At 60.0% G+C, this 13,520-nt stretch carries 12 protein-coding genes; 6 read left to right on the top strand and 6 right to left on the bottom strand.

The features are described 5' to 3' along the window. Window positions 1-7: 7 nt before the first annotated feature. The 3 genes from relA to AEQ67_RS27570 all read left to right on the top strand — a co-directional run bounded on the left by relA (window position 8) and on the right by AEQ67_RS27570 (window position 3,767). Window positions 8-2,251, top strand: a complete 2,244-nt coding sequence (gene relA / locus AEQ67_RS27580) for a GTP diphosphokinase (protein ID WP_059406921.1) — start codon at window positions 8-10, stop codon at window positions 2,249-2,251. A 111-nt stretch (window positions 2,252-2,362) separates the two neighbouring features. Beyond that, a complete protein-coding gene (gene mazG / locus AEQ67_RS27575) occupies window positions 2,363-3,196 on the top strand; it encodes a nucleoside triphosphate pyrophosphohydrolase (protein ID WP_059406920.1) in 834 nt (277 codons plus the stop codon). Window positions 3,197-3,224: 28 nt separating this feature from the next. After that, window positions 3,225-3,767, top strand: a complete 543-nt coding sequence (locus AEQ67_RS27570) for a DUF2058 domain-containing protein (RefSeq protein WP_059406919.1) — start codon at window positions 3,225-3,227, stop codon at window positions 3,765-3,767. A gap of 69 nt (window positions 3,768-3,836) precedes the next feature. On the opposite strand, the gene AEQ67_RS27565 is transcribed toward AEQ67_RS27570, so the two are convergent. The 6 genes from AEQ67_RS27565 to AEQ67_RS27540 all read right to left on the bottom strand — a co-directional run bounded on the left by AEQ67_RS27565 (window position 3,837) and on the right by AEQ67_RS27540 (window position 11,406). Next, window positions 3,837-4,025, bottom strand: a complete 189-nt coding sequence (locus AEQ67_RS27565; RefSeq protein WP_059406918.1) for a hypothetical protein — start codon at window positions 4,023-4,025, stop codon at window positions 3,837-3,839. 424 nt (window positions 4,026-4,449) lie between these two features. Continuing rightward, window positions 4,450-5,670 carry a beta-ketoacyl-ACP synthase I gene (fabB, locus tag AEQ67_RS27560; protein ID WP_059406917.1) on the bottom strand — a complete coding sequence of 407 codons (1,221 nt, stop codon included), beginning with the start codon at window positions 5,668-5,670 and terminating at the stop codon, window positions 4,450-4,452. A gap of 11 nt (window positions 5,671-5,681) precedes the next feature. Next, window positions 5,682-6,197, bottom strand: coding sequence for a 3-hydroxyacyl-[acyl-carrier-protein] dehydratase FabA (gene fabA / locus AEQ67_RS27555; protein ID WP_042560484.1), 516 nt, complete (start codon window positions 6,195-6,197; stop codon window positions 5,682-5,684). A gap of 247 nt (window positions 6,198-6,444) precedes the next feature. Next, window positions 6,445-8,352: an ATP-binding protein gene (locus AEQ67_RS27550; protein WP_059406916.1), complete on the bottom strand. Its 1,908-nt coding sequence runs from the start codon at window positions 8,350-8,352 to the stop codon at window positions 6,445-6,447. Continuing rightward, window positions 8,349-9,281 carry an ABC transporter substrate-binding protein gene (locus AEQ67_RS27545; protein WP_059406915.1) on the bottom strand — a complete coding sequence of 311 codons (933 nt, stop codon included), beginning with the start codon at window positions 9,279-9,281 and terminating at the stop codon, window positions 8,349-8,351. The genes AEQ67_RS27550 and AEQ67_RS27545 overlap by 4 nt, the downstream gene beginning before the upstream one ends. 1 nt (window position 9,282) lies before the next feature. Next, a complete protein-coding gene (locus AEQ67_RS27540; RefSeq protein ID WP_059406914.1) occupies window positions 9,283-11,406 on the bottom strand; it encodes a TonB-dependent receptor plug domain-containing protein in 2,124 nt (707 codons plus the stop codon). A gap of 196 nt (window positions 11,407-11,602) precedes the next feature. Here AEQ67_RS27540 and AEQ67_RS27535 point away from each other — a divergent pair, with 196 nt between their 5' ends. The 3 genes from AEQ67_RS27535 to sixA are packed head-to-tail and all read left to right on the top strand — an operon-like array spanning window position 11,603 to window position 13,468. Then, window positions 11,603-12,628 (top strand): NAD(P)H-dependent glycerol-3-phosphate dehydrogenase, encoded by a 1,026-nt coding sequence (locus tag AEQ67_RS27535; RefSeq protein ID WP_059406913.1) that lies wholly within the window; start codon window positions 11,603-11,605, stop codon window positions 12,626-12,628. Window positions 12,629-12,671: 43 nt separating this feature from the next. After that, entirely contained in the window at window positions 12,672-13,019 is a 348-nt protein-coding gene (locus AEQ67_RS27530; protein ID WP_059406912.1) for a DUF4389 domain-containing protein, read from the top strand. After that, a complete protein-coding gene (gene sixA, locus AEQ67_RS27525) occupies window positions 13,016-13,468 on the top strand; it encodes a phosphohistidine phosphatase SixA (RefSeq protein ID WP_059406911.1) in 453 nt (150 codons plus the stop codon). The genes AEQ67_RS27530 and sixA overlap by 4 nt, the downstream gene beginning before the upstream one ends. Window positions 13,469-13,520: the final 52 nt, after the last annotated feature.

Below are 13,520 nucleotides of genomic sequence, written 5' to 3'. Positions count from 1 at the left end.
AAGCAAGATGGTACAGGTGAGAGCACACCAGCCGATCAACACCGACGGCAGTATCAATCTCGAGGCTTGGCTCGATCACGCGGTCAGTGTCGATCTGGCACTGGATCGCGAAGCCTTGAAGGAAGCATGCGAGTTCGCTCGTGTGTCTGAACAACAGGCCAATGCGGCGAAGAATCTATGGTCCGAAGGGACCTCGAGTTTCCGCACGGGCCTTGAGATCGCCGAGATACTCGCCGATCTCAAACTCGATCAGGATTCGTTGGTTGCGGCGGTCTTGTACCGCGGCGTGCGCGAAGGCCAGATCGAATTGCCGGCGGTCAGCCAGCGCTTCGGTCCGGTGGTCGCCAAGCTCATCGACGGCGTGTTGCGCATGGCGGCGATCAGCGCCAGCCTGAGCCCCCGTCAATCCCTGGTGCTGGGCACTCAGGGCCAGGTGGAAAACCTGCGCAAGATGCTCGTGGCCATGGTCGACGACGTGCGCGTCGCGCTGATCAAACTGGCCGAACGCACCTGTGCGATCCGTGCGGTGAAAACCGCCGACGACGAGAAACGCAACCGCGTCGCCCGTGAAGTCTTCGACATCTACGCGCCGCTGGCTCACCGTCTCGGGATCGGTCACATCAAGTGGGAGCTGGAGGACTTGTCCTTCCGTTACCTGGAGCCCGATCAGTACAAGCAGATCGCCAAATTGCTCCACGAGCGGCGACTGGATCGCGAGCGTTTCATCGCCGATGTGATGGGCCAGTTGAAGAACGAGCTGACCGCTACCGGCGTCGATGCCGACATCAGCGGCCGGGCCAAACACATCTATTCGATCTGGCGCAAAATGCAGCGCAAGGGTCTGGAGTTCAGCCAGATCTACGACGTGCGCGCCGTTCGCGTGCTGGTGCCGGAAATGCGCGATTGCTACACCGCGCTCGGTATCGTCCACACCCTGTGGCGGCACATCCCGAAAGAGTTCGACGACTACATCGCCAACCCGAAAGAGAACGGCTACCGCTCGCTGCACACCGCAGTGATCGGCCCCGAAGGCAAAGTGCTGGAAGTGCAGATCCGCACCCACGCCATGCACGAAGAAGCCGAGCTGGGTGTTTGCGCGCACTGGAAGTACAAAGGCACCGACGTCAAATCCGGTTCCAACCACTACGAAGAGAAAATCTCCTGGCTGCGTCAGGTCCTCGAGTGGCATGAAGAGTTGGGTGATATCGGCGGCCTGGCTGAACAGTTGCGGGTCGATATCGAACCGGATCGGGTGTACATCTTCACCCCGGACGGTCACGCCATTGACTTGCCCAAAGGCGCAACACCGCTGGACTTCGCCTACCGCGTGCACACCGAAATCGGTCACAACTGCCGTGGCGCGAAGATCAACGGGCGCATTGTGCCGCTCAACTACAGCCTGCAAACCGGTGAGCAGGTCGAGATCATCACCAGCAAGCACGGCACCCCGAGCCGCGACTGGCTGAACTCGAACCTGGGTTACGTCACCACCTCGCGAGCGCGGGCGAAGATTGTTCACTGGTTTAAATTGCAGGCCCGCGATCAAAACGTCGCGGCCGGTAAAACCTTGCTCGAACGCGAGCTGACTCGCCTCGGTCTGCCAGCCGTCGATTTCGACAAGCTGGCCGAAAAAGCCAACATGAAAACTGCCGAGGACATGTTCGCCGCGCTTGGTGCCGGTGATTTGCGCCTGGCGCAATTGGTGAACCTGGCGCAGCAACTGGTCGAGCCGGAACGCGGCAACGAACAACTGGAACTGATTCCGCGCAAGGCCACCGGCTACAAACCGGGCAAGCGCGGCGATATCCAGATCCAGGGCGTCGGCAACCTGATGACCCAGATGGCCGGCTGCTGCCAGCCGTTGCCGGGGGATGCAATCGTCGGTTACATCACCCAGGGTCGTGGCGTGAGCATTCACCGCCAGGACTGCGCCTCGGTGCTGCAACTGGGCGGGCGTGAGCCGGAGCGGATCATCCAGGTCAGCTGGGGGCCGGTGCCGGTGCTCACCTATCCGGTGGACATCATCATCCGTGCCTACGACCGGTCCGGATTGCTGCGTGACGTGTCCCAGGTGCTGCTCAACGAGCGGATCAACGTGCTGGCGGTCAACACCCGCTCGAACAAAGAGGACAACACTGCGTTGATGTCCCTGACCATCGAGATTCCGGGGCTGGATGCACTGGGCCGGTTGCTGGGGCGTATTTCCCAGTTGCCGAACATCATCGAAACCCGGCGTAACCGCACACCATGATCCCGACCCCTGTAGGAGCGAGGCTTGCCCGCGAAGGCGATATACCTGACACACCGTCTTCGCGGGCAAGCCTCGCTCCTACAAGGGCACCGATGCCGAACGAGATATTTGATGTACAGCCTTGAAGACTTGCTGCACCTGATGAACCGCCTGCGCGACCCGCAGTTCGGTTGCCCCTGGGACATCAAGCAAACCTACGAAACCATCGTCCCGCACACCCTCGAGGAAGCCTACGAAGTCGCCGATGCCATTGAGCGCGGCGACTTCGATCACTTGCAGGGTGAGTTGGGTGATCTACTGTTCCAAGTGGTTTATTACAGCCAGTTGGCGCGGGAAGAAGGGCGCTTTGAATTCGATGGCGTCGTCGACAGCATCACCCGCAAGTTGATTCGCCGTCATCCTCACGTGTTCCCCACCGGCGACCTGTACGCGCCGCTGGATATCCCGCGACTGAGTGAAGAACAGGTCAAACAACGCTGGGAGGAGATCAAGGCCGAAGAGCGCGCCGAGAAATCGTCGGCGCCCGAACAGCTGTCCTTGCTCGACGACGTGCCCGCCGCATTGCCGGCGTTGTCCCGTTCGGCGAAGTTGCAGAAGCGCGCAGGGCAGGTCGGTTTCGACTGGCCGGACGCGTTGCCGGTGCTGGACAAGGTCCGCGAAGAGCTCGATGAAGTGCTCGAAGCCATGGCCGATAACGACTCGGCGGCGATTGCCGATGAAGTCGGTGACCTGCTGTTTTCGGTGGTCAATCTGGCGCGGCATCTGAAGGTCGACCCGGAAACTGCATTGCGCGGCGCCAACAGCAAGTTCGAAAGACGCTTCCGTTTTATCGAACAGGCATTGCGCGACACCCACCGTCCCATAGAAGATTGCACCCTCGAAGAGTTGGACGCCCTGTGGGGCGAAGCCAAACGTCAGGAAAAGAATTTGCCCAGCTGCGGTTGAGCAGTTGCCTAAGTGAGAAATAAGCACCATGAGCATTTCCCTTCGCGACCAGTTGCTCAAAGCAGGGCTGGTCAACCAAAAGCAGGCCAAACAGGTCGGCAAAGAGAAACAGAAACAACAGCGCCTGGCTCACAAAGGCCAGATCGAACTCGATGACTCCCAGCAGCGTGCCGCTCAGGAAGCCATGGCCGAGAAGGTCAAGCGCGACCAGGAGCTAAACCGTCAGCAGCAGGAGAAGGCCGAGGCGAAGGCACGTGCAGCCCAGGTCAAGCAATTGATCGAAGTCTCGCGCCTGCCGAAGCTGACGACCGAGGACTACTACAACTTCGTCGACGACAAGAAGGTCAAGCGCATCTCGGTCAACACGCTGATGCGCAACAAGCTCAGCAACGGTTCGCTGGCGATCGTGCACCACGCTGGTGGCTACGAAGTGATTCCCCGTGAGGCCGCCCTGAAGATCCAGGAGCGCGATCCGCAGCGCATCGTGCAGCTGAATGTGAAGACTGAAGAAGTCGCTACCGAAGACGATCCGTATGCGGCCTATCAGATCCCTGACGATCTGATGTGGTAAGCCTTTAGGGCTGCAACAACGACAAACCCCGCTCATGGCGGGGTTTGTCGTTTTCAATGCTGTCATTGCTCAGGCGGATTGGAGCTCTCGTTGCTGCTCCAGTTTTTCCAGTTCGGCCTTGTAGCTGTGGGCGTCGGTCTCGGAGTGAAACATCCCCACCAACATACCTTGTTGGTGCACGTCCCAGATCCGGATACCGGCGGCTACGCCTTCGTGGGACTTATGTGAATCGTCGCGTTCAGTTACTTTTACAGTCATCTGCTAGCTCCAATCTCTGTTATCTGCAGCAAGGCGTGTGCAGGCCTCTGTTATATGTTTGGTTAGCTTGCTATGTAAACGACTGAGTTTGGTAACGGACTTTTGCAAAATCAGAAAAAGTCCTGCAGCCCGCTAGATGCGCGGCATTTGGTCGCAGGCCTCTGAGTTTCATGACAAAAGCTTCATGTTCGCGACGCAAAAAAACAGTGATTCGACCCCGATTTATCGAACACCACAAACCCTGTGGGAGCTGGCTTGCCTGCGATAGCGGAGTGTCAGGCAACATCAATATCGGCTGTGCCGACGTCATCGCAGGCAAGCCAGCTCCCACAGGATTTGTGTTTGGCCCGATTTTTTTCGGCGCATAAAAAAACGCCCCGAACCAGTCGGGGCGTTTTTGTGTGCGGCTTAGAAGGGCGGGGTATTACTTACCGGCCCAGCGCTTCAGTACCAGCGTGGCGTTGGTGCCACCGAAACCGAAGCTGTTGCTCATCACGGTGTTGATGGTGGCGTCTTCGCGAGTCTTGGTCAGGATTGGCATGTCAGCCACTTCCGGGTCCAGTTCGTCGATGTTGGCGGAGCCCGCCATGAAGTTGCCTTCCATCATCAGCATGCAGTAGATCGCTTCGTGAACGCCGGCGGCGCCCAGGGAGTGACCCGACAGGCTCTTGGTGGAGCTGATGGCCGGAGCCTTGTCGCCGAATACTTCACGCACACCTTTCATTTCCGCGACGTCGCCGACCGGAGTCGAAGTGCCGTGGGTGTTCAGGTAGTCGATCGGGGAATCAACGGTGGACATGGCCATCTGCATGCAGCGGATGGCGCCTTCGCCGCTTGGAGCGACCATGTCGTAGCCGTCGGAGGTCGCGCCGTAGCCAACGATTTCCGCGTAGATCTTCGCGCCGCGAGCCAGAGCGTGTTCCAGCTCTTCGACCACGACCATGCCGCCACCGCCGGCAATGACGAAACCGTCACGCTTGGCGTCGTAGGCACGGGAAGCTTTTTCCGGGGTTTCGTTGTACTGGCTGGACAGGGCGCCCATGGCGTCGAACAGGAACGACTGGCTCCAATGTTCTTCTTCACCGCCGCCGGCGAACACGATGTCCTGCTTGCCCATCTGGATCTGTTCCATGGCAGTACCGATGCAGTGAGCACTGGTGGCGCAGGCAGAAGCGATGGAGTAGTTCAGGCCCTTGATCTTGAACGGGGTGGCCAGGCAAGCGGAAACGGTGCTGCTCATGGTCCGCGTTACACGGTATGGGCCGACGCGTTTCACGCCTTTCTCGCGCAGGATGTCCAGCGCTTCCATCTGGTTCAGCGTGGAGGCACCACCGGAACCGGCGATCAGGCCGGTACGCGGGTTGGAGACTTGCTCATCGGTCAGACCGGAGTCAGTGATGGCGTCTTTCATGGCCAGGTAGGCGTAAGCCGCCGCGTGGCCGACGAAGCGATAGATCTTGCGATCGATCAGCTCTTCGAGTGGCAGGTCAATGGAGCCGGAAACCTGGCTACGCAGACCCATTTCAGCATATTCCGGGTTGAACCGGATGCCAGGGCGGCTTGCACGCAGGTTAGCGGAGACGGTCTCTTTGTCATTGCCCAGGCACGAAACGATGCCCAGACCAGTGATAACGACGCGGCGCATGCGGATAACCCTTAGAAGTTTTCAGTGGAGGTGAACACGCCGACCCGAAGGCCTTCGGCGGTGTAGATTTCGCGGCCGTCGACACTGACCGAACCATCGGCGATAGCGAGGTTCAGTTTGCCTTTGAGGACGCGCTTGATTTGAATGTTATACGTAACTTTCTTGGCGGTCGGCAGGACCTGACCAAAGAACTTCACTTCGCCCGAACCCAGGGCGCGACCGCGGCCCGGCAGACCTTGCCAGCCGAGGAAGAAGCCGACCAGTTGCCACATGGCGTCGAGGCCCAGGCAGCCCGGCATCACCGGATCACCTTCGAAGTGGCAGGCGAAGAACCACAGGTCCGGAGTGATATCCAGCTCGGCGACCAATTCACCCTTGCCGTACTTGCCACCCTCTTCACTGATGTGGGTGATGCGATCAACCATCAGCATGTTGGGGGCGGGCAGTTGCGCGTTACCTGGGCCGAACAGCTCACCGCGACTGCAGCGCAGCAGGTCTTCCCGAGTAAAGGCGTTTTGTTTGGTCATGCGAGCTCCTCAATAGTCCCATGCGGCAGGTGGGGCAAATCTTCCCGGCCGATCGAAGCGTTCATGCCTCGAGTCTGCAGCCTACTCATAGACTATTGCGTTGTGGTGAAAGTCACAGCACCAAGGACATGAATGTACACTTGTGCACTGAAATTATTATTCAAGCCCCTTTTCGGGCCTGTTCGGGTGCCTAAGACTGCCGCACTTTCGCCTTTCACGCCAGTCACAGATAGCCGAAAGGCCTGTACTACTGCACCCAGCGCTGCAGAATTTGCTGCAGATCAGTACGTTTGAAGGGCTTGGCCAGGTAATCGTTCATGCCCGCCGATAAACAGGCTTCGCGGTCGCCCTGCAAGGCATTGGCGGTCAAGGCGATGATCGGCAAGTCCGTGCAGCCGGGCAATTGGCGGATCTGTCGGGTGGCCTCGTAGCCGTCGATGATCGGCAGTCGGCAGTCCATCAGAATCGCTTCGAAAATCAGACTCTCGGCACTGCGCACCGCCTGCGCGCCATCGGTGGCGACGCTGACAGTAAAGCCCAGACTACGCAACATTGCTTCGATGACCGTCTGGTTGACCGGATTATCCTCCACCAGCAGCACGTTGCGGCCTTCACCTTCGTCATTACCGTTGCCAGTCTGTGAGCGCGGCACCAGCACCGGCAGCGTCTGTTTATACAGCGCCAGCGGAATTTCCAGGGTGAACACCGAGCCGCGTCCTTCTTCGCTTTGGGCGCGCAACGTGCCGCCCATGCGTTCAGCCAGCGTGCGAGCAATCGGCAGGCCCAGCCCGGTGCCGCCGTAACGCCTTGAAATAGAACTGTCGGCTTGCTGGAACGCGTTGAACATCAATTCCAGGCTTTCGGCCGAGATCCCGATCCCGCTGTCGCGCACGGTGCAGGTGAACCACAAGAGTTCGTGGTCCAGCGACTGCCACTGCGGTTCGATGCTGACGCGGCCCTTTTCGGTGAATTTCAGTGCGTTGCCGACCAGGTTCACCAGGATCTGTCGAATTCTCGTCGGGTCGCCCTGGACTTGCAGCGCGTGCATGTCGTCGGGAATCAGCAGTGCCAGGTCGAGCTTGCGTTGCACGGCGCTGTGCTGGAATGAATGGGCGCAGCTGCTGATCAGGTCGACGAGGTTGAACGGAATGTGCTCCAGCTCCAGTTCCGAACGCTCGATGCGCGAGAAATCGAGAATGTCGTTGATCACTTTCAGCAGGTGTTCGGTGGACTCCGAGGCGAGCGCCGCGTATTCGACCTGCTCTTCGGTCATCTCGGTGGTTTCGAGCAGTTGCAGCATGCCCAGCACGCCATTCATCGGCGTGCGTAATTCATGGCTCATCATCGCGAGGAAATCGGACTTGGCGTTGTTGGCCTTTTCCGCTTCTTCGCGTGTCTGGATCAACTGCGCCATTGCCTGGTGCTGTTCGCGGCTGGCCTGTTCGAGGCCGCTGGCGAGATTGTTGATGTGTTGCGACAGCGCACCCAGCTCGGCGTCGTCGACGATCGGCAGTGGCGTTTTGTAGTCGCCGTCCTGAATTGCCTTCACTGCGTTGCCGATGTCGCGGATCGGTTGCGACAGACTCCCCGCCAGGCGCCGGGCGACCAGAAAAGTAAATAACAAAGCGAACAACGCGAGGATCCCGGCCTTGAGCAGGATTTCCTGTTGGCGCTGGCTGAACGCGTCATTCGACAGCCCGACGATCACCCGCCCCAGATAATCCTCGGCGGGCGCCGTGTTGGCGACTTTGCCGCCCTGGAAAAAATCATTGTGCAACTGGATCCGCTGCAACCTCACCGGCGCCTGGAACACTTCGACCTGGTGCGAGCGGGTGTGGGTTTCCGACGGTTGCTCGACGTACACCAGAATCCGGTTGGCGCTGTCCTGCACTTCCAGAAACCGCACATTGGGCGTGGCCAGGGTGGCCTTGAGCAAACTTTCGAGCACCTCGTTGTTGCCCGAGATCACCCCGTACTCGGTGGCCGGTGCCAGTTGGTTGGCGATCAGTTGGCCGGTGTGGTTGAGCTCCTGGCGCAGGTCCTGGATCCGCACGAAGGTGAAGAAGCTGATCAACAGCAGCGTCAGCAAGAGGGCAGGGCCGAGGCTGATGATTTGCGTGCGGGTGTTGATGTCCCAGCGACGACGGAAAGTCATGGGCGGCTTTCTCCTGCGGCCAACTGTGTTGCGACAAACGCATCAGGCATCTGTTCAATCCCCAATGAACGCGCCACTTGCGGGTTGCTCAAGACTTTGAAATGTTGCGGGTAATGTGCGCGTGGCCATGTCGCCGGTGGCCGGTCGAGCAGGTCGTCGAGAATCTCCAGCCAATCACTCTGATCGCTGTAGGTGCTGGCCAGGCTGCCGGCCTTGACGAACCCGGCGTTCGGGCCGATCAGCGCCAGTTGCCGGGCATAACTGCTGAGCAGCAGGTTTTTCGCGGTCTTGGGGTTGTACAGGTCGGGATCGTCGAGGCCCAGCAGCGCATCGCTGTTTTTCAGCAGGCTCTGCAATGGGCGGCTGTCGTTGGTGTCGTCCCAGCGCTCGGTGATGACTTCAAGGCCCAGGGGCAGGGCGGCCTGGCGCAGCTCTTTCAAGAGGAACTCACTGTGGCCGTCGTAGAGCACACCGATTCGCCTGGCCTGAGGCAGGAGGATTCGGGTCAGGCGCAATTGCCGGTCCAGGGGCTGATCGCTCCAGAGCAGGCTCAGATGCGGTGGCTGGGTGGTGCCGAGGCGCTGGCGGGCTTGCAGGCGACTGATGCGCAACACCAGCGTCGCCGGGCCTTGGGCGTCTTGCAGGCGCCAGTCGAGGCTTGGCAAATCGAGGAGAATCAAGCGGGTGCTGTCAGGCAGTTTGTTCGGCGCAGGTAAATGGGTCAGTGCCTGGAAGCGCACGTTGTCGTCGAGGCGCATTTCGCGCAGGGCTTGGGCAAAGGATTGCACGGCCGGGCTGTCTTCGGCACCGATCAGCAAAATGTCCGCGGCCCTTGCCGGCAGGCCGGACAACAAACCGGCAAATACCAGGCACAACCCGGCCAGCAGGCGGCCAAGGATTGGCGTCTTGCGCGACGGACAATGCCGCATCCTAGAACACCAGCTCCGCGCTGAAATAAAGCACCCGACGCTCGTCGTAGTTGTTGTCGACGAACGTGGTGGGCTGATTGTCGAGGCGTTGCTGGAGCACACCGGCCAGTTCCAGGTTGGCCTTGCCCAGGCCGATGCGTTTGGCGATGCGTGTGTCGACCCGTTCGAAGCGGTAGCCGTTGAGAGCGTCGTCGCCATAGTAGAAGAAGGCGCTGTTCCAGCCATGCCCCCAGTCACGTAGCCAACCGGCGGAGCCGCTGTTACGGGCGGTCTGTTGCGCGTCCAGTGGATTGCTCGCCTCGGCGTCGACGTAGGCGTAGGTCAGGCGCAGGCGATCGGCGCTGCCGATTCTCCAGTCCATTTGGGTTTCCGCCCCGGAGAAGCGCGATTTGTTCGAATTACTGGCAATGTACTGATTGTTGCGCAGCGGTTCACTGATCATGCCGGTAATTTCGTCGTAGAACAGCTTCACATCGACCGCCAGTCCTGCCTCGGCGAAGTAGCCGTTGTAGCCCAGTTCCCGTGAACGCATGTGTTCCTGTTCGAGGTCGCCGGGACCGCGGGTCTTGACGAAGTAGCGGGCACTGGACTGGCCATAGGCGCTGGGCCGCAGGTTGGTTACCTGGTAGCTCCAGTTGACGTTGTTTTCGAACATGTCCGGCGAACGGATGGCTTCCGAGTACACCGCCCGCAGACCATGGCGCGGATTGATCAGGTAGTTGACCGCCACCCGCGGGGTCAGCGAGCTGCCGATCAATTGCGAGTCTTCGAACATCGCACCGCCCTGCAGCAACCAGTGCTCGGTGGCGCGCCACTCGAGCTGGCCGAACGCGCGCCAGGTGGTATCGTCGAGGGTGCCATTGAAGTAGGTCTCGGAATCTGCCCGGTCGTAACGATAGTTCATGCCGCTGACCAGCCGCAGACTGTCGGACAAGCTGAGGGTGTCCTGCAATTCGAGGTCGTAGCGCGTTTCGCGGGTGCTCTGGTCGATGTCGCCGCAGAGGGTTTGCCGGGCACCGTTTTGCCATTGGCTCAGGACCTGATTGGCCAGTGCCTGTTCGGCCGGAGTCCCTGTCGGGGCGCCAGGCCCAATGAAGCGTTCGATATTGCGGGCCAGGCGTTCGGTGTAGTTCGGATTGAGCTGCCAGAGTTCGGTCAGCTGCGGGCTGAACGACACCTCGGCATCGCAGGCGCGCCAGGTTTGCTGGCGATCCCAATGTTGGGCCGAACCCTGGATATACAGACTGTGATCGGGATTGATGTCGAGATTCCAGCGCAAGGAACCGGCGTAGTCCTTGGAGATGGCGTCGGAATTGTCCCCGGCATCGGTAATCCCCGAGAACACCGGGCGGTAGGTATAAGGCCGCTGGTTGGTCCCGTCCTTGGCATTCAATTGCCAATCGATGCTCTGTTGTTCGTCGAGCGTCTGGCTGACGGCGAGGTTGAAGCGATTCAAACGGCGACCGTCGTGATAATCGTCGCCGTTGCGATCCGAGTCGAAGCCATCGTCCTGTTGACCTGACAGCGACAGGCGCAGGTCGCCACCGTTCCAACCCACGCCCTGGCTGGCGTAAAAGTCGTTGATGCCGCGCTGCCCACGGGTGACTTTCATCCGCGTGCCGTGGCTGTCGGCCGGGTTACGCGTGATGATGTTGACCACCGCCATCAGCGCATTGGCGCCATAGCTGACGGTGTTCGGGCCGCGGAAAACTTCAATGCGCTCGATGTCTTCCATGGCCACCGGAATATCACTCCAGTCCACCGTGGCCAGGCCGGCGCGGTACACCGAGCGGCCGTCGATCAACACTTGCATGCGTCGCGCTTCGCTGGCGTTGGTGCCGTGGTAATTCACTGTCGCCTGATTGCCGTTGATATTGCCGACCATCATTCCCGGCACCAGGCGCAGCAACTCACTGATGTCCCGGGCGCCACTGGCATTGATCAGTGCGCTGTCGATCACCGTCATGCTCCCCGGCACGGCGGCTGGCGACTGCTTCAATCGCGTAGCGGTCAGCACTTGTGGCACGGGCTCACTGTCGAGGAACAAGTCGTCGGCCAGCAATGGCGGGCTGAAGATCAGCGCCAGTACCAGCGGCGAGCGAGGTGAGGGAGAGCCAAAAGACACAACACATCCTTGATAGCGTTTAACTGGCGCGCATGTTAACTGAGCTGATGGAGTTTTCCAGTCACGATGCCGGCATTTTCCTCGGATTTATTGGTCTTCTTCATACAAGTGCCGGTAATTGATGCTGGGGCTGGCCGCCACTGGGCCGCTCCGTATAATGCCGACATCGCCACTGGTATGGATTAACGGATTGCATATGACTGAACAGCGCCCAATTGCGGTCCTGGGAGGCGGAAGTTTTGGTACCGCCGTGGCTAATCTGCTGGCCGAGAACGGGCATCAGGTCCGACAGTGGATGCGTGACCCTGAACAGGCCGAGTCCATTCGGGTCAATCGCGAGAACCCGCGTTACCTCAAAGGCATCAAGATTCTGCCGGCCGTGGAACCGGTCACCGACCTGCAAGCGACCCTGGACGCCTGCGATTTGTGCTTTGTCGCACTGCCGTCCAGCGCGCTGCGCTCGGTACTGGTGCCGCATGCCGAACGCTTGACCGGCAAATTGCTGGTGAGCCTGACCAAAGGCATCGAAGCCCATACGTTCAAGCTGATGAGCGAGATCCTCGAAGAGATCGCCCCGCAAGCGCGCATCGGTGTGCTGTCCGGGCCGAACCTGGCCCGTGAAATCGCCGAACACGCGCTGACCGCCACGGTGGTGGCCAGCGAAGACGAAGAGCTGTGCGTGCGCGTGCAGGAAGCGCTGCATGGCCGCACTTTTCGCGTGTACGCCAGCGCCGACCGCTTCGGCGTGGAGTTGGGCGGAGCGTTGAAGAACGTCTACGCGATCATCGCCGGCATGGCGGTGGCACTGGGCATGGGCGAAAACACCAAGAGCATGCTGATCACCCGGGCGCTGGCGGAAATGACGCGCTTTGCGGTGAATCAGGGCGCCAATCCGATGACCTTCCTTGGGCTGGCGGGCGTGGGCGATCTGATCGTCACCTGCTCGTCGCCGAAAAGCCGTAACTACCAGGTCGGGTTCGCCCTCGGCCAGGGCTTGAGCCTGGAAGATGCCGTCACGCGCCTGGGTGAAGTCGCCGAAGGGGTGAATACCCTCAAGGTGCTCAAGGCCAAGGCCCAGGAAGTGGGCGTGTATATGCCGCTGGTCGCCGGGCTGCACGCGATCCTGTTCGAAGGGCGCACGCTTAATCAGGTGATTGAGTTGTTGATGCGTGGCGAACCGAAAACCGATGTCGACTTTATTTCCACCAGTGGTTTCAACTGAATTTATTCACAGCCGACCGATCTACAGAGGCAGGGAGCGAGACATGAACGATCCGAAAGTGGAAGCCAGGTACGAATCCATCCTGCTACGGGTGTTGTGGATGATTGTCTTCTTGCTGGTCTGGCAAGTGGCGCAATTTATCCTCGGCGCGGTGGTGCTGGTGCAGTTGATCTATCGTTTGTTCTATGGCGCCCCAAGCGCCAGCCTGATGAACTTCGGCGACAGCCTGAGCCAGTTTCTGGCGCAGATCGGTCGTTTCGGCACGTTTCACAGCGACCAGAAACCCTGGCCGTTCGCCGACTGGCCGACGCCGCGTACACCGGAAGGTGAAGCGCCGCACGTTGTGGCGCCAGCCCCGCATCCGGCCCGAGATGAGGAACCGAAACTATGAAACTCTGGGTATTACGTCATGGTGAAGCTGAGCCACACGGTACGCGTCCTGATTCCGAGCGGGCGCTGACGGCCCATGGTCGTGAAGAAGTGCTACGTACCGCCGCTGTGTTGATCGGTAAGCCGCTTACCGCGATCTATGCCAGTCCTTTCCTGCGAGCGCAGGAGACCGCGCAGCTGGTGCGGGAAGCGCTGGGCTTCCAGCCGGATATTCGCACCGTCGAGTGGCTGACTCCCGACAACCGCCCGCAAGCGGTGGCGGAGCAGTTGGTGTCTGTCGATCACGCACTGTTGGTCAGTCATAACCCGCTGGTAGGTAATCTGCTGGGTTATCTACAGCACGGCCATGTGCAGGACCCGGAAGCAGTGAAAACCGCCGGCCTCGCCGAGCTGGAAGGTGACTTGCCGCTGGCCGGGGGCATGAAACTCAACGGCATCAAACACCCTTAAACGCAGCTCATGTAGGAGCGAGGCTTGCCCGCGAAGGCGTCCTTGAGGGCGC

The organism is Pseudomonas sp. RIT-PI-q (genome assembly GCF_001297125.1).
GTDB lineage: Bacteria > Pseudomonadota > Gammaproteobacteria > Pseudomonadales > Pseudomonadaceae > Aquipseudomonas.
This window is presented reverse-complemented; position numbering and strand designations above follow the sequence as displayed.

Bases quoted from the DNA above. Each gene is read 5' to 3' on its own strand.
- relA (WP_059406921.1), top strand. From the start codon at position 8: ATGGTACAGGTGAGAGCACACCAGCCGATCAACACCGACGGCAGTATC.
- mazG (WP_059406920.1), top strand. From the start codon at position 2,363: ATGTACAGCCTTGAAGACTTGCTGCACCTGATGAACCGCCTGCGCGAC.
- AEQ67_RS27570 (WP_059406919.1), top strand. From the start codon at position 3,225: ATGAGCATTTCCCTTCGCGACCAGTTGCTCAAAGCAGGGCTGGTCAAC.
- AEQ67_RS27565 (WP_059406918.1), bottom strand. From the start codon at position 4,025: ATGACTGTAAAAGTAACTGAACGCGACGATTCACATAAGTCCCACGAA.
- fabB (WP_059406917.1), bottom strand. From the start codon at position 5,670: ATGCGCCGCGTCGTTATCACTGGTCTGGGCATCGTTTCGTGCCTGGGC.
- fabA (WP_042560484.1), bottom strand. From the start codon at position 6,197: ATGACCAAACAAAACGCCTTTACTCGGGAAGACCTGCTGCGCTGCAGT.
- AEQ67_RS27550 (WP_059406916.1), bottom strand. From the start codon at position 8,352: ATGACTTTCCGTCGTCGCTGGGACATCAACACCCGCACGCAAATCATC.
- AEQ67_RS27545 (WP_059406915.1), bottom strand. From the start codon at position 9,281: ATGCGGCATTGTCCGTCGCGCAAGACGCCAATCCTTGGCCGCCTGCTG.
- AEQ67_RS27535 (WP_059406913.1), top strand. From the start codon at position 11,603: ATGACTGAACAGCGCCCAATTGCGGTCCTGGGAGGCGGAAGTTTTGGT.
- AEQ67_RS27530 (WP_059406912.1), top strand. From the start codon at position 12,672: ATGAACGATCCGAAAGTGGAAGCCAGGTACGAATCCATCCTGCTACGG.
- sixA (WP_059406911.1), top strand. From the start codon at position 13,016: ATGAAACTCTGGGTATTACGTCATGGTGAAGCTGAGCCACACGGTACG.